We start from the raw sequence: 18,655 nt of genomic DNA on the forward strand, positions 1-18,655 counted from the left end.
TAAAAAAGTGCCTACGGCACCTCAACTCCCCTGCCCCTCAATCATGAGGGGTGGGGTTGTTTTTTGCCTCAACTCATTCATAATGATTTTATGAAACGAAATACTCTACAAGATCTGTTCCGCGATCATTATGAAGAAATTCAATATACTCTTCATCCCCGCAAGACCGAAATGGAAAACATCGATAAGATGATCAATTGCGGGGATCCTGCTTATGGCGGCGCTATGTACGGCTGCCCTGATTGTGGTACTCTCAAATTTGTTCCCTTTCGTTGTCATTCAAGATTCTGCCCTACATGTGGTGCCATGTATTCACAAAAACGTGCTCAGGCTATGTCATTTAAGCTCATAAACTGTCAGCACCGTCACTGCGTATTCACCATATCAAAAGAATTACGCCATTACTTTCTCGAAGATCGCGACCTTCTTAACTGTCTTTTTGAAGCTACCAGCAGTGTTATTAACCGGATGTTCTACAAAATCAACAAGAGTCAGAACTTTACACCTGGTTACATCCTTGTTCTTCACACATTTGGTCGTCCTTTGGAATGGAATCCTCATATCCACTGCCTCATATCTGAAGGTGGTGTTGGAGACACCGGCTTCTGGCGCAAAGTAAAGTTCTTCAGTTACCCCTATATGCGCCATGCTTTTCAGACTGCTCTTCTGAATCTAATGGAAGATCGTATTACTGATCCCAATAAGAAAGCATTGTTTAAAAAAGAAAAAGCTCTCTCCTACAAAAATCAGAAAGAAGGCTTCTATGTCTATGGTAAACCCACTCTCGCTGACAAACGCACAGTATCAAAATATATAGGTCGCTACCTTGGTCGTCCTGTAATCGGTCTCTCAAGAATTGACTCCTATGATAAAGAGCATGATACTGTTACTTTCCACTACAACAGGCATGAAGACGAACTCCTTGTCACTGAGACCATACCTTCAATGGAATTCATCAAGCGTCTTATCCAGCACATACCTGAAAAAGACTTTAAGATGATACGTTACTATGGTGTATATGGTCGCCATAGAGAATCAGACAAAAAACTTTACCGGCTGATTCACCCTTCCAAAAAACCATTCTTTAAATCATTCCTTCAATGGCGTTCAGGCATCCTGACAGCATTCGGATATGACCCATTGAGTTGTCCAAAGTGCAGCAGCACAATGAAATTTCTCGAATTGCGCTTTAACCACAAACGTGTTTCTCTCGAAGACTTATATGAAAAGGCAATGGGAAAATGCCGTCCCAAAAGCAGAGCTCCATCCTCAAAAATCAGTAGTGTTCCCTCGTATTCCTGCGCATGATAAAATCATGCTAGGAGGAACAGCCATGGCCAGTAAAGAACTAATAGCAAAGCTTAGAGAGAAATACATCCAAAACCCGCCGGAAGGCATGTCGGCGAATGAAATCCGCGAGATGGATGATGAAGACCTTCTCGACATGGATTACTTTATGCATGAAGATGATGAATTCTTTGATGAGGTAGATTGGTAATTCAAAACCAACATACCTCCGCTTTGCGTGGCCCGGTCTTGCCGGGCCTTTTAATTCAAGGGTTCGCCGCCAAGGCGAAATTTCCTATTAAATAAAAAAATTGCCCCGCAAGCAAATGAGCTTCGGAGCAATTGTTTTTTAATCTGCAAAAAGCGGTGTTGAAAGGTATCTGTCACCTGAATCAGGGAGAAGAACTACAATATTCTTGCCCTTATTTTCAGGACGCTGTGCCAGAATTGTAGCTGCCTTAAGGGCTGCGCCTGAAGAAATTCCAACAAGGATTCCCTCAGAAACCGCAAATCTCTTCCCCTCTGCAAAGGCATCTTCATTCTCGATCGCAATAACCTCATCATAGACTTTGGTATTAAGGGTTTCAGGAACAAATCCTGCACCGATACCCTGGATCTTATGAGGTCCTGCTGTTCCCTTAGTAAGTACTGGACTTGTTGCAGGTTCAACAGCTACTACCTTAACATCAGGATTCTGTTCCTTAAGATATTCACCAACGCCTGTGATGGTTCCGCCGGTACCAACACCTGCAACAAAGATGTCAACCTTTCCATCTGTCTGCTTCCAGATCTCAGGACCTGTTGTAGCTTTGTGAATTGCAGGATTTGCAGGATTTACAAACTGACCAAGGATTATTGCTCCCTCAATTTCCTTTTCAAGTTCCTCAGCCTTGGCAATAGCCCCTTTCATTCCCTTAGCGCCTTCTGTAAGGACTATCTCAGCACCATATGCTTTAAGAAGATTTCTTCTCTCAACACTCATGGTATCAGGAAGTGTAAGTATTGCTCTGTAGCCCTTAGCTGCCGCAACTGCTGCAAGACCAATTCCTGTGTTTCCACTTGTAGGCTCGATGATCGTAGCACCGGGCTTAAGCTTTCCACTCCTTTCAGCATCTTCAATCATGCTAAGTGCTACTCTATCCTTCACAGATCCTGCAGGATTGAGATACTCAAGCTTTGCGATAAGATTTGCATCTGTTACTCCTGCTTTCTTACTGTATCCGTTAAGTGCAAGAAGAGGTGTTCCTCCAATTAACTCAAGTGCGCTCTGTTTAATATATGCCATGTTATTACTCCTCCGTTTCATGTATTTGTATAATTTATTTTTTTACGTATCTTGTTGTTAAAAAAATAATACCATGGCTTTCTTTATTGTGAAATTAAGTAATAATTATCGGTAGAAATAAAGTTTACTTATTACCACTTAAAATCTACCAAGTACTGCCTCTTCAACACTTTGTCGAAGTGGCGGATGCGGGGTCTGATCCCCATAACCTACATCAACATAGGTTACAAGTCTTATATAATCCGGCAATTGGAATTTTTCCTTCAATCTCTCGCAAAACTCCTCATTGGGAAATGTCAGCCAGACACCTTCAAGGCCAGCTGCATGAGCAGCAAGTACAATATTCTCACCTGCAGCTCCTGCGTCAAGAAGTCTGTTTCTATTTGGTGTAAAGTCATTCGCCTTATAGCATCTCATATCCTGACAAATCACAATATGCACCGGTCCACCCGGAACATCACTACCTCTGAAAAGCCCCGGTTCATTCTTTTCTTTTACAACAACATATCGTATTGACTGAACATTGCATCCATGTGCTGCCCACAAGCCTGCATTTAACACCTTATCTATGACTTCATCAGGAACATCTATATCCTTAAACTCTCTGACAGATCTTCTTTCATAAAGAATAGTAAAGAAATCCTCTTCCATCTGTTTTGTCACTTCATGTGGCTTATATGGTGTAAGGTCAAGTTTTTCACCCTTTACAAGTTTTTCTGCACTGTTAACAAGAAAACTCACGTATTTGTATTCGGGCAGATCATGTGACAATCCTTTTCTGTCCCATACTCTTAAGAATTTCTTTGCTATATCTGCCTGTTTATCACTTAATGCTTTGTTCCTGTAATCATTGGAATATAACTGAATTTCCAGTGTATGATGACTTCTTTCTCTCATGCGTGCCCTGAATTCAGTATCATCCATTTCATATAATTCATCCTCTGTAAGTGCTGAATTTCTCTGATATATTGCGAATACCTCTTCCTTGGGCTGATAGTCAAGGCAGGTATCATGAAAATCATGTGTGTGTGACATTTTCAACTCCTCCTTAAATAATGTAATCATTGTCAAGTTCAACCGCACCTCGACTTATATCTGCAACAATCTTTGATGCTATATGGACTAAATAGTCATCACTTCTGCTTCTCGGATGTGGCAGATTAATCTTGTATTCTCTCTGAATAACACTGGGCCTTGGACTTAACAGAATAACTCTGTCCGAAAGAAAAACAGCTTCGTTTATATCATGAGTTACAAACAGTACCGTCTTCTTTTCTTTTTGATGAATTCTTACAAGCTCCTCCTGAAGAGTGCATCTCGTAAGATGATCTACTGCACTGAATGGTTCATCCATAAGTGTTACCTTTGGATTCATGATAAGCGTTCTTGCTATCCCTGCTCTTTGTCTCATTCCTCCAGAAAGCTGTGACGGATACTTATCCTCAAACCCCTTCAGATTCATTAGCTCGATATACTGGGAGAATCGTCTTTCCTGTTCATCCCTGGGAACCTTTGCGACTTCCATACCATAGAGGATATTACGTCTTATTGTCTTCCAGGGAAAAAGGGATGCATCCTGGAAAACAACACCTATATCCCTGCTTGTTCCAGTAACAGGATTATCTCCTATAAACACATCTCCGGAAGTTTGTCTTTGCAAACCTGCAACAATCTCCAGCAATGTACTTTTACCGCATCCGGAGGGGCCTACTATACTGACAAATTCGCCATCCTCAATATTTAAATCTATTCCCTTTATAGCTTCAACCGGATTGCCACTTGCATCCTCGTATACTTTCTTGACATCTTTTATGCTTATGTTAGGCATAGCAGCTCCTCCCTCTGTAATTATGTTCTTATTTTGATTCAGGATCCTTAAGTCCCAGCTCATCTGCTGCTTTCTGAGCAAATTCATTAGTATATGTACCATCTGCAGAGATACCATCTTCAAGCCAGCCATACTGCTGAAGATATTCTATTGTCTTGTCGAGTCTGTCCTCAGGTATCACAGGATAATCTGCCCATACATCTATTTCAGACTCAACTGCTTTACGAAGGATATCTTTATCTGTATTCATATACTCTGATGCCCAATCGATAAACTCATCAAAGTATTCATTCTTAACCTCTTCATGTACCTTATAATATGCTGTTACAAACTTCTGAAGTCTTTCAGGATCCTCATTGATGATCTTATCTGATGCAATGATTGTTCCTGTGTAATAATCAGGAATATAATCCCATGCTCTTCCAAGAATATGTCCTGTGCCTTCTGATTCAGCAAGTGCTGCATAGGGATTATGAATGATAGTTGCATCTACTTCTCCTGAGGTAAGTGTTGCATAGCCATCCTGATAAACACCATTTGCAACAAGTGTCGCTTCATCCTCAGCAATTCCATTTGCTTCAAGCATCTTTAATACTGAAAGCTTCATTCCACCTGAAGCACCTGCAGTACCAATTGTTTTACCCTTAAGATCTTCTATTGTCTCGATTCCATCCTTAGCAATAAGCCAGTAGCATCCCTGATATCTCCACATATTACCTACCAGCTTTGCAGGAACACCATTCTGAATTGCCGGAATATACGTACTGGGATCACCATCTGCCACTTCTATATCCCCTCTTGTTATAAGTGACAATGTTGTGTCGTTTGATTCATAATCAGTAACATCAAATCTGATTCCTTCTGCTTCATATAAACCTTTCTCAAGTGCGAATCTGTTTACTGCACCTGTCATACCGATAGCGAAGCATGCCTTAATAGTAACGAAATCCTCCTCTGACTCTGACTCAGCTTCATCTTCTGACTTTGCTGATGCCTCTGTAGCTGCTTCATCTGATGCTTTTTCCGAAGCACTTGCACTTGCGCATCCTGCAAGTGATGCTGATACAAATACTGTTGTTAATAATGCTGCGAATAATCTCTTCTTCATAACTTTTTCTCCTCTCTTGTTTGCATTTATTTAGCTGGTTTATATTTATATGCTTCGCCATTGATGGCAGAAGATATATTCTATGAGTGTGATCAGCTTTACAAAAATTACTGACATTATTGTTATCAAAATAATTAAAAAGAAAACTCTTGGTGTATTTAAAAGTCCCTGAGCTTCCGATAGAAGATATCCGACTCCTGCCTTGGCCGATTGCATCTCAGAAAACACAACCCCTGTGAATGCAGTAGCTGCTGCAAGTCTTAATCCGTTAAATATGGAAGGAAGCGCGGAAGGTATAACTACTTCAAGTACTGTCTGTGTCCTTGTTGCTTCAAAAACTCTGGCAACCTTTAAATATGATTCCTTACACTGTTTTGCACCTGTAACTGTGTTGTACAGAATTGTAAAAACAGAAAACAGAAAGATCAGAACTACCTTTGAAGTAAATCCTATTCCAAACCACAGTATCAGTAGTGGCAGTATAGCAACCTTGGGTATTGCCATGATTGCTGCGCAGAACACATTTCCATATTCTTCTGTCTTTGGAAAAAGTGTCCATATAAGTCCCAATCCTATTCCTGCAATAACGGCTATTCCGTATCCGACTACTATCTCACTCACACTTACCAAAAAATGTGGTAACAATGTCCCGTCAGTTATAATTTTTATCCCCTCAAGAACAATATCTGTCGGAGCTGCAAGGAAAACTTTACTTATTGCTCCTGATTTGACTGCCACCTGCATGTAGATGAGCAGGAGCAAAACTGTCAGTATCTGCAGAACATTTATTATTGAAAATTTTTTCTTCTTATTCCCCATATGTGTACTCTCCCTTCGGAACCCTGTCACTCTCGTAATATTCCCTTAAGCACGCCGTTCCGCTGACTATAACATTCTGAGTTATCCTATGTGATAATCTATGTGTGAAAGTTTCAATTGTTGTTGTATCTATAACATCACAATAGAACGGTGCAAATTCTTTAAACCAGGGATATTCATCAAAATATGTTCTCCAAACCTCAGCATACGGACAGTGATTTTCTCCCCATTCCGGGATCCATCCATCGAAAGGAAGATCTATGGCAGCCATAAAATCTTCTACAGTATCGGTAGCTTTTCCCTCACTTAATGCCTTATTCCTCATCTGCTCCGCTCTGTCTTTTGCAAGGTTGAAAACTGTTTGCTGAACAAGTTCCTTGGCTTTATCATGTCCAAAATTCTCATACAAAGTTTTGCAAAAATGAAAGTATTGCATTGCAAATTGTCTGGCTGCTTTTCTTATCTGATCGACAGATCTTTGCTTTTCTACAGTTCCTGTAAGTTCAGTTTTTATAGTTGCCATTTCTGTTTCCTACCCCTTTGCTAATTATTTGTATGAACCTTTCTCAACCTGGTTAAAGGAATCCATAAACTTTATATATTCCTCTTTATTCTTAAACCTGGGTTCATAATTATCCTTTATACTTTTGCCGAGTACTGCGTTATTTTTTAATAATCTGTATGCACTTATTGCAAACATCTTTGCGGTGAGTATATAAGCGGTTTCTTCATCAACTATGTCGAAGTTATCCTGGTGAAGGCCACCAACCATACCACCTGTATTGAAGGTTAAAACAGGCAACAAATGTTGCACATCACCCACATCTGTAGATCCATTCGTATGGAAATCCTCATTCACTTCAGTAAAATCATTATTGGTTAATTCCCTAAAGGCTTCCTTTAGTTCCTCCGGAAATGCCTGCGGTATCTCCGGAAGATATCCCGGCATGGTCTCTATCACATAATCAGCTCCAAGTGCTAAGGCACCAGCCTTAAAGGACCTGTCAGTTTTTAACGCTGCATCTGTGAACGCCTCTATTGTTTTGCCTCTCACAAGGGTCTCTATAACAGCTTCCTTGGGAACTACATTTACAAGTTCTCCGCCTTTAGTAAGAATAGGATGTACTCTTACAGCATCCTCATCCCTGAAGGTTTCCCGGTTAAGTCCCAGGGCCTGTAAGCCTAATGTGGCAGCAGATAATGCGTTTATTCCCTCCTCAGGTGCACCTGCTGCATGTGATGCTTTTCCAATGATTCTGATAACCTTGGAAACAAATCCGTTAGAACTTCCCGAACCGATTCTATTTCCTTTTGCATTGATATGATGTGCAAGAGCAACATCTATGTCATCAAAAGCGCCTATCCTTAATAGCTCACATTTCCCACCACCATACTTAATTTTGCCTTCTTCAATAAGCTTGTTTTTAAATTCCACCTCACCATACTCTTCAGCAGGAACTGCAAAGAACTCTATTTGTCCATCAAGCTGATCTGCTATTTCCGGTATTGTAAGAGCAAGAGCAGCTCCAACAACCCCTGCAAGCTGTGCATGATGTCCACAGCAATGAGCCCCTTTAGTTTCTTCGTATGCAAATTTATGTGTAGGTATTCTCAGCGCATCCAACTCACCCATAAGTGCTAACGAAAAATTGTTTTTCCTATCCGGATTCAAAAAGGCCTTCACTCCGGTGATTGCGAGATCCTCCTCAATTTGTAATCCCAGCTTTTGCATTGATTCTTTGAATTTTGCACTGGTTCTGAATTCTTTGTATCCAAGCTCTGCATGCTTATAGATATCATTTGCAAATTCGATTATTTCATCACGTCTCTTGTCTATAGCGTCAACTATAAGCTGCTCATTACTATCCATACCTGCTGTCCTCCTCTGCTTGTCTGTTGATAAGAAGATTATGCATTGGAATATATCTTCCGTAAAGCATACTAATCTTATAGGCAAGTATAAGTTTAAATTTTATCATTGCTCATCCCCAGTATTTTCCGCAACATCAAAAACATTAACACTATTCGCCTACTGTGTCTATGGGTGAATATAACCACTTTATCAGAGTGAATTTAACATTAATAAATGAAAGGACACCCGATAACCTATTGGAATAGTTATCAAGTGTCCACATGTTCATTTACTAAAGTGTCGTATCTTCAGCTCCACGCCCGTGCTTTCAGATAACTGCCTGCATTTCTCAATATCTTCCTCAGGTAGCACATCGACGATTGACCACTTTACATCCTTTATCTTCTTCCTGCATCTGGTTGCAAAATCGATCATCTTTTCAAAGCCATTGTCGTACTGAGGTCTTGTGACTTCCTGATATTTCACGGGGTCGGGCGCATTAAGGCTGATTGAGACACTGTCAATAACTTTGGCAAGTTCAGGAACTATGTCTCTTCCGTTTTGCTCATTACCAAGTCCGTTGGTATTTAGTCTAGTCTTAAGTGACTTCTCCTCCTTAGCCGTCCTTGCTGCTTCCAGAAGTATGTCCAGTTCACAGGTGGGCTCCCCATATCCGCAGAACACTAGCTCATCAAATCCTGTAAAGTCGTAATTCCTTATTGCATTAAGCACCTCTTCCTTTGTGGGGTTTACCTGATGCCAAAGCGTATCGGAGCTCCCTACTCCATCTTTCTGAAAACGTATGCAAAAGGTGCATCTGCAATTGCATTTGTTTGTAATGTTCGCATACACCGAATTTTTGTATGTATATAAAATGTCTGCCATTTTTTTCATCCTCCCTATGCCCCTCATCCGTCAGCTTCGCTGCCACCTTCCCCCCAAGGGGAAGGCTCTAATGTTTTGCCTCCACAAAGAGGAAGCCCCTATATTTTGCCTCCACAAAGAGGAAGCCCCCTATATTTTGCCTTCCCCCTCTGGGGGAAGGTGGCGCGAAGCGCCGGATGAGGGTTGCTATCTCAATATTCAAAGATTGTCTTCTTAACACCAACTCCATCAAAAGCGACCGCTGCAATATAGAAGAACAGTGCACTACCTCCTGACTGTACAAAGCTTCCTGCGAAGGCTGATAGGATAGCTGTCTTCGTTCCGAAAAGCAGCATCTCGGCTATGTAATAACCCGTTGCGGAAATGAAAAAGGAAATAATCGGAGCAAACATATTGCGCTTATTAAGAAGTGATGGCTTGCGACTAGTAAAAGGCAGTACTATCAGCATCTTAATTATCACTGTTGCTATAGTCCACATGGGAGCTGTAAGAAGATCTGCAAGTCCTCCGCCAATTGCGCCAACAAGCATTGCATAAGGTGCAGGAAGGAGTGCTGCTGCCAGGTATATTACGGTATCGCCAAAGTGCACATATCCGCCATTTACGCCTACCGGTATATGAAAAATATACGCAGTAAAAATGGTTGTAAGGGCCGCAAGGACTCCAGTGTAAGCCATGAGTCTTGTCTTTGAGTTAATAGTATCTTTTTTCATAGTGTCTCTCCTCCTTTTGTTTTGTTAAAATCCCCATAGATTTCTGTTATGACGCAATAGCCAAAAAAACAAGTTACGTCAATGTGATTCATTTAGGCACAAATTGGGTTAAATTACTTAATATCAGTCCAAAAATGAGAATCCATCAGCACCTTCTCAAAACCGGTTCCGTATTTTCCATCCTCTTCCTTTGTCACTGATATTGCTTTATTTATAAACTCAGTAGTTGCAAACACTGCGTCCGTTATGATTTTTCCATTCAGAACATTTCCAAGAAGTGATGCTGCAAAAAGATCTCCTGTTCCGGAATAACTGCGACCATTGTAGCTGCACTCCACCATCTCAGTCCCACCTTCATGGACTACCAGATTACACAGCTTATCTCCCTCTGAAAAAATACCGGTAACCACTACGCTTTGCTTATCATCAGCTCTCACCTTATTTGCTATGTTCTCGATTTTCTTAAGGTGATTTCCCTTAGCGGTATCCCTGACTACCTGCTCTGCATCAACTCCCGCAAGAATACATAATTCTGTGAGATTAGGGGTAATAATGTCTGCTATGGATACCATCTTTTTTATCCGTGAAAGAAGTCCGTCGGAATAGTTTGAATAGCACTCTCCGCCATCTCCCATGACAGGATCCACCAGCAAAACCGTGTCCTTTTTGTTGAATGTCTCCACAAAATCGATAACATAATCAGCTTCTCTTTCGTAAGGAATGTATCCTGTCAGAATTCCATCAAACTCCGCCTCCATTTTTTTCCATTCGTCTGTGCAATGTCTTACCATGTCCTTGGTATCATGCATGTAAAATGACGGAAATCCTGTCTGTGCCGTAAAAAGTGCTGTCGGTACCGGATTGACCTCTACCCCCATGGATGACAGAACTGCAATATCTGCTATAAGCGAGCACTTTCCAAATCCTGATAAATCATTAATCGCTGCAACTTTCATATCTTCTGAATGTCTCCCGTTTGAATTTTTATCAATTAACTTATGTGCCACTATACAGCATTTCTGATTATATAAATATAATCACTTTTGATACTTTTTATATAACCAGTTTTCTGTGTAAATTTCACATTGTTTATTTTACATTTACCCTATAGAATAATAGGTGAATATATTTTCATTACAACCTGCTTTAAACTTGTGGAATAATAATCCACAAGTGTTCACAGTAATAATTCATGGAGGTTATTATGTTTTCTACAAAAGGAAGATATGCTCTTAGAATCATGATTGATCTGGCGCAACAGCAGTCCGAAGAGCTAGTACCATTAAAAGATACCGCCGAAAGAATTGGCGTTTCAAAAAAATATCTTGAAATAATTGCAAAGGACCTGGTAAAAGCAAAACTGATTTCTGCCACAAGCGGAAAGCATGGCGGCTATGCCCTTACCAGATCCCCTGAAGAATATACTGTCGGTGAAATTATTGAAATTATGGAAGGCCCCATCGTTCCTATAGCCTGCCTTCTTCCCGATGCCGAGGAATGTCCTCGCGTTGAGTCCTGCCCTACGCTTCCTATGTGGAAGGAATTTGCACAGATAGAGCATGATTTCTTCTTTGGGAAGAAGCTGAGTGACTTGGTTCACTAAATGGGCTTTCCCCTCATCCGGCGCTTCGCGCCACCTGTCTACGTTCCACTTCGGTCCGCGCAGAGCAGACGTCCCCCGGACGTCTTGCGCCCCCAAGGGGAAGGCTTTTTATGAGCCTCACTCATACGCAAAGGTCTTCAAAAACCTCTTTGCTCTCTCAGTCTCAGGCTCCTCAAAAAACTTCTTAACATCCCGTGTCTCCTCTACAATCTCTCCCTGGTCGAAGAACACAATTCTGTCTGCGACAGCCTTTGCAAAAGCCATCTCATGTGTAACAATGATCATAGTGGAGCCTGCCTTCGCAAGGTCAAGCATTGTCTGCAAAACCTCATGCACCATCTCAGGATCAAGGGCTGCAGTTACCTCATCAAAAAGCAGAACATCAGGATGCATCAGCAGTGCTCGCACAATGGCAACTCTCTGCTTCTGTCCTCCTGAGAGCTGTCTTGGATAATAATCCTTTTTGTCTGCCAGTCCAACCTTATCAAGAAGCTCAAGCGCCTCTCTTATGGCATCGTCCTTTATCCTCTTTTGAACCTTAATAGGCGCAAGTATAGCATTTTCAAGCACAGTCTTATGCGGAAAAAGATCATAGGACTGGAACACCATACCAATCTTCTGTCTGATGTTCACTATATCTTTCTTATCAGGTTCAACAGGAAGTCCGTCCACTGTTATGACTCCGTCCTGAATCTCCTCAAGACCATTAAGGCAGCGTAGAAAAGTACTCTTGCCGCAGCCTGAAGGCCCGATTATAACCACAACCTCGCCCTTTTTCACAGACATATTTATATCCTTAAGTACAACGTTTCTTCCGTATTCTTTATGTAAATGTTTTACTTTAACGAGCTCGCTCATCTTACGCCCACCTTTTTTCAAGTTTTACTGCAAATCTGCTTACCGGCCAGCACACAAGGAAATACAACAGAAAAACAACTGCGAACACCCCGAAAGCTGCATTGGGTGATGCTTTTCTGTTTGCCTCGATAATCTGCTGTGCCACTTTTAATACTTCAACAATTCCAATCATCATCACAAGAGAGGTAGTCTTCACCATTCTTGTAACAAGATTTATGGAAAGCGGAAGAAGTCTTCTTATTGTCTGCGGGAAAATTATAAAAAAATGTACCTGAAAATCATCCATACCCAGAGCATATGCCGAGTCATACTGAATTCTCGGTATACTTTTTATAGATCCCCTTACAAGGTCTCCCATCTCTGCGGTACCCCAGAATACAAATACAATAATCGCAGATAGCTCTGCAGAAATATTCATGTCAAACACTCTGGTTGTCCCAAAATAGACAATAAACAGTAAAACCATCTGAGGCATTATCCTCACTATCTCAAGATAAACTCTAAAGAAAAGTCTTACCGGTTTATTCTCTGAAGTCATCAGCACCCCGACGATAAGACCGAGTACAATACTTATCGCAACGGAAATAAGACTGATTTCCACTGATACCCAGAGTCCTTTAAGGAGTCTTATCATGTTTGTGCCTTTTAAAAGCACATCAATCCCCAAACTCTGCATAGCGCACTCTCCTCTCAATTATTGATCCCAGGATTGATACAGGAAGAAGCATCACCAGGTAGTAAATAACAAGTAAGAACAGACACTCAATAGTCTTTGCATACATTCCTATAAGATCCTTAGCTGTGAACATGAGATCCATCAGACTTATGGTTGAAAAAACCGAGGTCTCCTTTAACAGGAAAATCACGTTTGCCATAATTCCCGGCATACTTACCGAAAATGCCTGAGGGAGAATTATATTCCAGAAAACCTGAGACTCCGTCATTCCAAGAGAAAGAGCACTCTCACTCTGCACCTTTGCTATAGATTCAAGACCACTTCGCATGGTCTCAATCATGTATGCTCCGCCGATAAGTCCAAGTCCCAAAACACCACAAACCTCCGCTGATATCCTGATTCCAAGCTTCGGTAGTGCAAAGTAGATAAAGAAAAGCTGGACCAGCAGCGGAGTATTTCTGAAAAGTTCTATGTATATTGCCAGTATTTTTCTAAGACCTGGAACCTTAAAATAGATGGCTGCTGCCCCCGACAGCCCAATGGCGAAGGCTGTCAGGATACCAAGCACACCGATTTTAACAGTAAGAAGTAGTGCTTCATTATAAAGAGGTATATATGACTCAAGCACATTCAAATCCATAATTACTGAACCTTACCACCCTCTACTACAAGAGTGTTCTCATAATCTGCTCCATAGGTATCAAGAAGTGTTGCCTCATAATCCTTGTGGAAGAAATTCTCGTTACCGATTGTCTCAATCTCATCGTTAAGCCATGTAAGAAGTGTATCGTTGCCCTTAGTTACAGCAGGTGCGATTGTATCTGCATCACCAAGTGAAGGAATTCCTACAGTGTAGCCCTCGTTCTCAAGTGAAAATGCAATAACCTCTGTGTTATCGTTTGCCCATGCAACGCCGTTGCCGTTTTCAAAGGCGGTCTTCGCCTCTGCGTATGCATCGTACTTCTGGAGCTTGATATCGGGATAGTTTTTCTCAAGATAGGTCTCAGCTGTTGTACCGGATATAACAATGATCTGATCATCAGCACCTACTGAATCAAGACTCTCAACTACATTATCTGAAGGTGATACAACACCGAGCGCTACATTCATGTAAGGAAGTGCGAAGTCAACCTCCTGCGCTCTCTCCTCGGTCACAGTGAAATTTGCAAGAATAATATCAACCTTGCCTGTCTGTAGATACTCGATTCTGTTTGCAGCTTCTGTTGAAACATAGTTGATATCTACACCCAGATCCTCACCAATCTTCTCAGCAAAATATACATCATATCCTGCATACTCACCATTTTCATCAACGTATCCAAAAGGACTCTTATCTGAAAATACTCCGATGTTGATTGTTCCGCTCTCCTTGATCTCATCAAGAGTTCTATAAACTGTATTTGTATCAGCTTCGTCCGCATTTGTCTCAGATGCCTGAACTTCATCAGCCTTAGCTGTTTCATCATCTGCTATAGTTGTCCCAGCTGTGTCAGCAGCTGCACTCTCTTCCTTTGCTCCGCAACCTGCAAGTGAAGCTCCAATAAGTGCTGTTGAAACTAAAAGTGTTCCCATTTTTGTCAATAAATTCTTTTTCATAATTAAATTCTCCTCTCTTTCCAAAGCTTCTTTTTCCGGCGCTTGCCTCTTGCTTTGTTGTTTGCTTTTTCATGAAATGATGATACAATCTATTTACCTACTATGTCAATATGCTTTACGATAAGCTTTTGTTTTCACTTGCTATAAGCAACCCGTAATCCAAAAGCTACAGAAGGTACTATATCCTATATATAGATTTATAGGAAAAAGAAGTTTTGAATAAGGAGGAGACCTATGTTTTCAACAAAAGGACGCTATGCCCTGAGAGTCATGATCGACCTCGCTCAGCAGAACAGTCCGGACTATATACCTCTTAAAGACATCGCCGACAGGCAGGATATTTCCAAGAAATATCTGGAAATAATTGCAAAAGAGATGGTAAAGGGAGGACTTATAATCGGTGCCAGTGGAAAACACGGTGGTTATAAGCTGCTGAGAAGTCCTTCGGAATATTCAATTGGGGAAATAATAGAACTTATGGAAGGCACCTTTTCTCCGGTTGTCTGTCTCGAGGATAACGCTGAGGAGTGCCCCAGAAAGGATAAATGCAGGACCATATCCATGTGGACGGAATTCTATGCTCTTGAGAAGAACTTTTTCTATGAAAAAAAATTGAGCGATCTGCTATGATGCAGGTCGCTTATTTGCTATTACAGAGAACTTGCTGCGATATCTGTTGCCGAATCCCTCCGTACTGATGTATCCTAGAAAAGCTACTTCGATAAAAGCAGTACCTTTCTTTTTTCTACTTTGATACTTCATCCAAAATAGCATCTATAATCTCCGGATTATTATATTCCCTGGAAACTTTTCCGAATGTCATTGCAAACGAAAAATTGTCAGCCATACATTCCTCGGGATCAGTTACATAATCGGTATTTCTTCCAAACAAATCCCAGAAATTTGACGCCTCATCTATCGTATAATACTTGTCACTCCCGTCTGTAGGTACAAGTACTCCTTCCATACAGTCAAAAAAACTGTCTCCCTCCTTTTCAAAAGGCTTCGTTGCTATAAGGACCATGTAACAGTCAATCATTTCTCCATCTATATTAAATGTTGCATATGCATTGTGATGTTCCACATCCGGATTTGATATATAAATCTCATAAACTGATGGTGGAAGTTCAAAATCTTTATCCTGAACAGTAAATCCTATAATACTGTACATTTTCTTTCTAAAATCAGGATTACTTCTTGTCAGACAGTGAAACAATTCATGCCATATCATATATTTACCCTCAATATGATATTCAACATTATCAGAACATATAGCATCCACCCACTCCTGTGCTATATAAATCTGTGTTCCATGAGTATATGCTCCGCTGTCGCTCTCCTCTTTCTGCGTTGATTTAATAAATGTAACCTCATCCAGATGTGGTATAGTGTAATGATTCTTTTTAAGATCATTCTCTATTTCTTCCATAATTTTATCTATGCCTTTTTTCTCATCATCAGTAAAATCCATCATCTGCTCTGCGCCAAACACTGCCAATTCTGCCTCTGAGCCATTAATATCCTGGGTTTTATACTGAATGTCACGAGGTCCTATGCCATTAAAATAATCCATATTTGAGCGATAGCAGTCCATCGCTTCTTTCCTGTCAGCAAAATGATATGGGATTGCTTTTGAGGATGAACACCCTGCAATAAGAAAACAAGTAATTGCAAAAGCAGTTAATAAAAATTTTCTCATAAAACAATACCCCTCTCTTTTAAATATCCTCGCAGAGTTTTTCATTTTATAGGAATTTCCTCGTATGAAAGAACAAAGAGTCGCTCGCGACTCTTTGCGCGCTGGTGCGCGCAAGCTTTAGCTTGCGCGCACCAGTCGCATCCATAGCGGAGCGCTTTTTATTCAATAGGAAATCCGAAGGAATTTCCTATTGAATAAAAAATCCCCGGTATACCTCAAATTCATTGGGATATACCGGGGCTATTAACTTCTCTTATGACTTGAAGAACTGCATCTCTTCATTAAGCTGTTCGGCGATATCCTTTAGTGAAGATGCTGATCCTGCAAGGGTTGTAACCGTTGCGGAAAGCTCCTGCATGGATGCACCTGTCTCCTGTGAAGAAGCTGCATTCTCCTCTGATATAGCAGATAGAGCACTCATGGTATCTACAACAGCATTCTTGGAATTCTCACAGGTGTCAGCACCCTGGCTGATAAGCTGAACGCCGCCAACAGTACTTCCAATATCCTCTAACATTCCGTTAACTGCTGTAAGTGTATCTCCAAGAGCCGTCTGCTGATCAATGTTGCCCTGGCGAACATCTTCTGCCGCATCAACCGCTGCCTTAGCCTGAGTAAGCAGTGATTCCATCTCAACCTTTATATCATCTGCAAGCTGCTTTGAATTCTCAGCAAGCTGTCCGATCTCTTCAGCAACAACCGCAAAGCCTTTTCCTGCTTCACCGGCTCTTGCTGCCTCGATTGAAGCATTAAGTGAAAGGAGGTTAGTCTGTGTAGCAATGGATGTAATGCCTTCAACCTTGGTACTGATGTTGGTAACAGCTTCCTGTGTTGCCTGAATGGTCTGGGATATCTCATCAATCTTAGCCGTCATCTCCTGAGAGGAATCCTGAAGAGAAGCAAGCGATCTGCTGGATATCTCCGAAGCTTCCTTCATCTTGCCGGCTGTAGTTGACAGATTACCGGTTGAAGTCTGCACATCGTTTACGGCATCGCCGATGAGTCCGACATTTTCAGATGCGGACTGAATCTCATCAGCCTGCTGTGTTGCACCTGATGCAATCTCCTGAACGGCATTGGATACATCTTCCGCTGTCTGTGATATCTGGTTAGCCATATCTGAAAGCTCTTCAGATGATGATCCCACGGCAAGTGCAGAATCCTTTATCTTTGTAACGATGTCATCGAGCTTGTCAATTACATCATTTGTGGCTTCAGTCATCAGTCCGAACTCGTCGGTTCTCTTCTTAACACCTGTTATTCTTACAAATTCGCCTTCTCTTAATTTAGAGAGAGAGTGCGCAACAACTGCAACAGCATTAGCAATACCGGTTGCCTGATAAATAATAATGCTGGTTGTAAGAACAATTGCTACAATACATAGGATGATGGAGATATACATCATCCTATTTACTGACTTAACAATCTCATCCTCAGTAATTGTAAGGCCTACCTTCCAGGTCATACTGGGAACCTTATCCCAGAAAAGAAGTCTTTTTGAACCTTCCCAGGTAAAATCGCCACTGCCTGAATCTGAAGCTGTAACCTTAGTCACATACTCACCCATCTCTGTAGATTCGGTGATATTCATTCCGTCCTTACAAGCATCTTTAAATGCAGGGTGATAGATGTAATTTCCATTTCCATCAATAAGGAAAAGTGTTCCGGTCTGTCCAACGCTTATTGATCCTATCTGATCACTAATTGCACCCAGCATGATATCAACCGTAACGCATCCGATATATGTGCCATCAAGTGTCTTAATAGGCGCTGAGCAGGATGCCATAACCATTCCTGATGATGAATCATAGTAAGGATCTGTTATGGTTGCATTAGGAAGGCTCTTTGCATTTGTATAATATTCCTGTGAAAAATAGTTATAGTCTGCATTTGAATAATCCCAGGTAAGTATGGGATCCTTTCCATCCCAATTTCCTGATGAATCAGTATTCTTGTACCAATAAGGTCCATAGTATTCTGATTCTGTGTCAAAAACATAGGGTTCAAACCACAAACCTGCACCAAGAACAAGGTCATCACTTTCAACAACCTCAGTAAGCGCATAACCATAGTCATCTACACTCGCAGAATGATAGGTACCGGCAACCATTCTGGCTATGGTATCAGCCTGCGCACGAATATCTTTAAGCTCGGCTGATATATAGTTCGTGTTCTCGCCAAGGGTTGCTGCCATCTCGCTGTTGGATCTTTCCATTATGATATTTCTGCTGACAATAGTGGTTATTGCAGTCAGAGCAATCAACAGAATTGCAACAATAGGAACAATAAACAGAATCAGTTTGACTTTGATACTCATGCCTTCAAGCTTCAAAGCATTATCTTTTTTGTTTCTTCCGTCTGCCATATTAACCTCCTTAGAGTGCATAGTTCTCATAAGAATATAATATGACATTTATGTATATTCGTTTATAAATTAATTCTTAAA

General features: G+C 41.1%; 20 protein-coding genes. 4 read left to right on the forward strand and 16 right to left on the reverse strand.

Annotation, left to right across the window (positions count from 1 at the left end; genetic code table 11):
* The first annotated feature begins 90 nt into the window (after window positions 1-90).
* Together G602_RS26135 and G602_RS30930 are read left to right on the forward strand one after the other, a co-directional pair.
* Window positions 91-1,308, forward strand: a complete 1,218-nt coding sequence (locus tag G602_RS26135; protein ID WP_044931794.1) for an IS91 family transposase — start codon at window positions 91-93, stop codon at window positions 1,306-1,308.
* Between the two features lie 25 nt (window positions 1,309-1,333).
* Window positions 1,334-1,498, forward strand: coding sequence for a hypothetical protein (locus G602_RS30930; protein ID WP_170832732.1), 165 nt, complete (start codon window positions 1,334-1,336; stop codon window positions 1,496-1,498).
* Between the two features lie 138 nt (window positions 1,499-1,636).
* Here G602_RS30930 and cysK read toward each other — a convergent pair whose 3' ends face one another.
* The 10 genes from cysK to G602_RS0110340 form a co-directional block, all read right to left on the reverse strand.
* A complete protein-coding gene (gene cysK / locus G602_RS0110290; RefSeq protein WP_026658930.1) occupies window positions 1,637-2,572 on the reverse strand; it encodes a cysteine synthase A in 936 nt (311 codons plus the stop codon).
* 138 nt (window positions 2,573-2,710) lie between these two features.
* Window positions 2,711-3,607: a nitroreductase family protein gene (locus G602_RS0110295; protein WP_026658931.1), complete on the reverse strand. Its 897-nt coding sequence runs from the start codon at window positions 3,605-3,607 to the stop codon at window positions 2,711-2,713.
* A 13-nt stretch (window positions 3,608-3,620) separates the two neighbouring features.
* Window positions 3,621-4,400, reverse strand: coding sequence for an ABC transporter ATP-binding protein (locus G602_RS0110300; RefSeq protein WP_026658933.1), 780 nt, complete (start codon window positions 4,398-4,400; stop codon window positions 3,621-3,623).
* Window positions 4,401-4,428: 28 nt separating this feature from the next.
* Window positions 4,429-5,508: an ABC transporter substrate-binding protein gene (locus G602_RS0110305; RefSeq protein ID WP_026658934.1), complete on the reverse strand. Its 1,080-nt coding sequence runs from the start codon at window positions 5,506-5,508 to the stop codon at window positions 4,429-4,431.
* Between the two features lie 45 nt (window positions 5,509-5,553).
* Entirely contained in the window at window positions 5,554-6,327 is a 774-nt protein-coding gene (locus G602_RS0110310) for an ABC transporter permease (RefSeq protein WP_026658935.1), read from the reverse strand.
* Window positions 6,317-6,850: a hypothetical protein gene (locus G602_RS0110315; RefSeq protein WP_026658936.1), complete on the reverse strand. Its 534-nt coding sequence runs from the start codon at window positions 6,848-6,850 to the stop codon at window positions 6,317-6,319. Before G602_RS0110315 ends, G602_RS0110310 begins: the two co-directional genes overlap by 11 nt.
* A 24-nt stretch (window positions 6,851-6,874) precedes the next feature.
* A complete protein-coding gene (locus G602_RS0110320; RefSeq protein ID WP_026658937.1) occupies window positions 6,875-8,197 on the reverse strand; it encodes an amidohydrolase in 1,323 nt (440 codons plus the stop codon).
* Between the two features lie 267 nt (window positions 8,198-8,464).
* The gene (locus tag G602_RS0110330) at window positions 8,465-9,064 is read right to left on the reverse strand and encodes a TIGR04100 family radical SAM protein (protein ID WP_026658938.1); all 600 of its coding nucleotides are present in this window, start codon (window positions 9,062-9,064) and stop codon (window positions 8,465-8,467) included.
* Window positions 9,065-9,255: 191 nt separating this feature from the next.
* Entirely contained in the window at window positions 9,256-9,777 is a 522-nt protein-coding gene (locus G602_RS0110335; RefSeq protein ID WP_044931797.1) for a TIGR04002 family protein, read from the reverse strand.
* A 113-nt stretch (window positions 9,778-9,890) separates the two neighbouring features.
* Window positions 9,891-10,733 carry a PfkB family carbohydrate kinase gene (locus tag G602_RS0110340; RefSeq protein WP_026658940.1) on the reverse strand — a complete coding sequence of 281 codons (843 nt, stop codon included), beginning with the start codon at window positions 10,731-10,733 and terminating at the stop codon, window positions 9,891-9,893.
* 248 nt (window positions 10,734-10,981) lie between these two features.
* On the opposite strand from G602_RS0110340, the gene G602_RS0110345 reads away from it, so the two are divergent.
* A complete protein-coding gene (locus G602_RS0110345) occupies window positions 10,982-11,380 on the forward strand; it encodes an RrF2 family transcriptional regulator (RefSeq protein ID WP_026658942.1) in 399 nt (132 codons plus the stop codon).
* Between the two features lie 117 nt (window positions 11,381-11,497).
* On the opposite strand, the gene G602_RS0110350 is transcribed toward G602_RS0110345, so the two are convergent.
* The 4 genes from G602_RS0110350 to G602_RS0110365 are packed head-to-tail and all read right to left on the reverse strand — an operon-like array spanning window position 11,498 to window position 14,510.
* The gene (locus G602_RS0110350; protein WP_026658943.1) at window positions 11,498-12,238 is read right to left on the reverse strand and encodes an amino acid ABC transporter ATP-binding protein; all 741 of its coding nucleotides are present in this window, start codon (window positions 12,236-12,238) and stop codon (window positions 11,498-11,500) included.
* Between the two features lies 1 nt (window position 12,239).
* Window positions 12,240-12,914, reverse strand: a complete 675-nt coding sequence (locus tag G602_RS0110355; protein ID WP_026658944.1) for an amino acid ABC transporter permease — start codon at window positions 12,912-12,914, stop codon at window positions 12,240-12,242.
* A complete protein-coding gene (locus G602_RS0110360) occupies window positions 12,895-13,554 on the reverse strand; it encodes an amino acid ABC transporter permease (protein WP_026658945.1) in 660 nt (219 codons plus the stop codon). The genes G602_RS0110355 and G602_RS0110360 overlap by 20 nt, the downstream gene beginning before the upstream one ends.
* 2 nt (window positions 13,555-13,556) lie before the next feature.
* A complete protein-coding gene (locus G602_RS0110365; RefSeq protein WP_026658946.1) occupies window positions 13,557-14,510 on the reverse strand; it encodes a transporter substrate-binding domain-containing protein in 954 nt (317 codons plus the stop codon).
* 234 nt (window positions 14,511-14,744) lie between these two features.
* Here G602_RS0110365 and G602_RS0110370 point away from each other — a divergent pair, with 234 nt between their 5' ends.
* Window positions 14,745-15,140: an RrF2 family transcriptional regulator gene (locus G602_RS0110370; RefSeq protein ID WP_026658947.1), complete on the forward strand. Its 396-nt coding sequence runs from the start codon at window positions 14,745-14,747 to the stop codon at window positions 15,138-15,140.
* Window positions 15,141-15,255: 115 nt separating this feature from the next.
* Here the strand turns inward: G602_RS0110370 and G602_RS26140 are convergent, their stop codons facing one another.
* Both G602_RS26140 and G602_RS0110385 read right to left on the reverse strand, forming a co-directional pair.
* The gene (locus G602_RS26140) at window positions 15,256-16,209 is read right to left on the reverse strand and encodes a hypothetical protein (RefSeq protein ID WP_049945168.1); all 954 of its coding nucleotides are present in this window, start codon (window positions 16,207-16,209) and stop codon (window positions 15,256-15,258) included.
* Window positions 16,210-16,462: 253 nt separating this feature from the next.
* Entirely contained in the window at window positions 16,463-18,574 is a 2,112-nt protein-coding gene (locus G602_RS0110385) for a methyl-accepting chemotaxis protein (RefSeq protein ID WP_044931799.1), read from the reverse strand.
* Window positions 18,575-18,655: the final 81 nt, after the last annotated feature.

The organism is Butyrivibrio sp. AC2005 (assembly GCF_000424145.1).
Taxonomy (GTDB): domain Bacteria; phylum Bacillota; class Clostridia; order Lachnospirales; family Lachnospiraceae; genus Butyrivibrio.

What these genes read in the sequence shown, in the direction of transcription:
- G602_RS26135 (WP_044931794.1), top strand. Translation starts at nt 91, where the DNA reads ATGAAACGAAATACTCTACAAGATCTGTTCCGCGATCATTATGAAGAA.
- G602_RS30930 (WP_170832732.1), top strand. Translation starts at nt 1,334, where the DNA reads ATGGCCAGTAAAGAACTAATAGCAAAGCTTAGAGAGAAATACATCCAA.
- cysK (WP_026658930.1), bottom strand. Translation starts at nt 2,572, where the DNA reads ATGGCATATATTAAACAGAGCGCACTTGAGTTAATTGGAGGAACACCT.
- G602_RS0110295 (WP_026658931.1), bottom strand. Translation starts at nt 3,607, where the DNA reads ATGTCACACACACATGATTTTCATGATACCTGCCTTGACTATCAGCCC.
- G602_RS0110300 (WP_026658933.1), bottom strand. Translation starts at nt 4,400, where the DNA reads ATGCCTAACATAAGCATAAAAGATGTCAAGAAAGTATACGAGGATGCA.
- G602_RS0110305 (WP_026658934.1), bottom strand. Translation starts at nt 5,508, where the DNA reads ATGAAGAAGAGATTATTCGCAGCATTATTAACAACAGTATTTGTATCA.
- G602_RS0110310 (WP_026658935.1), bottom strand. Translation starts at nt 6,327, where the DNA reads ATGGGGAATAAGAAGAAAAAATTTTCAATAATAAATGTTCTGCAGATA.
- G602_RS0110315 (WP_026658936.1), bottom strand. Translation starts at nt 6,850, where the DNA reads ATGGCAACTATAAAAACTGAACTTACAGGAACTGTAGAAAAGCAAAGA.
- G602_RS0110320 (WP_026658937.1), bottom strand. Translation starts at nt 8,197, where the DNA reads ATGGATAGTAATGAGCAGCTTATAGTTGACGCTATAGACAAGAGACGT.
- G602_RS0110330 (WP_026658938.1), bottom strand. Translation starts at nt 9,064, where the DNA reads ATGGCAGACATTTTATATACATACAAAAATTCGGTGTATGCGAACATT.
- G602_RS0110335 (WP_044931797.1), bottom strand. Translation starts at nt 9,777, where the DNA reads ATGAAAAAAGATACTATTAACTCAAAGACAAGACTCATGGCTTACACT.
- G602_RS0110340 (WP_026658940.1), bottom strand. Translation starts at nt 10,733, where the DNA reads ATGAAAGTTGCAGCGATTAATGATTTATCAGGATTTGGAAAGTGCTCG.
- G602_RS0110345 (WP_026658942.1), top strand. Translation starts at nt 10,982, where the DNA reads ATGTTTTCTACAAAAGGAAGATATGCTCTTAGAATCATGATTGATCTG.
- G602_RS0110350 (WP_026658943.1), bottom strand. Translation starts at nt 12,238, where the DNA reads ATGAGCGAGCTCGTTAAAGTAAAACATTTACATAAAGAATACGGAAGA.
- G602_RS0110355 (WP_026658944.1), bottom strand. Translation starts at nt 12,914, where the DNA reads ATGCAGAGTTTGGGGATTGATGTGCTTTTAAAAGGCACAAACATGATA.
- G602_RS0110360 (WP_026658945.1), bottom strand. Translation starts at nt 13,554, where the DNA reads ATGGATTTGAATGTGCTTGAGTCATATATACCTCTTTATAATGAAGCA.
- G602_RS0110365 (WP_026658946.1), bottom strand. Translation starts at nt 14,510, where the DNA reads ATGAAAAAGAATTTATTGACAAAAATGGGAACACTTTTAGTTTCAACA.
- G602_RS0110370 (WP_026658947.1), top strand. Translation starts at nt 14,745, where the DNA reads ATGTTTTCAACAAAAGGACGCTATGCCCTGAGAGTCATGATCGACCTC.
- G602_RS26140 (WP_049945168.1), bottom strand. Translation starts at nt 16,209, where the DNA reads ATGAGAAAATTTTTATTAACTGCTTTTGCAATTACTTGTTTTCTTATT.
- G602_RS0110385 (WP_044931799.1), bottom strand. Translation starts at nt 18,574, where the DNA reads ATGGCAGACGGAAGAAACAAAAAAGATAATGCTTTGAAGCTTGAAGGC.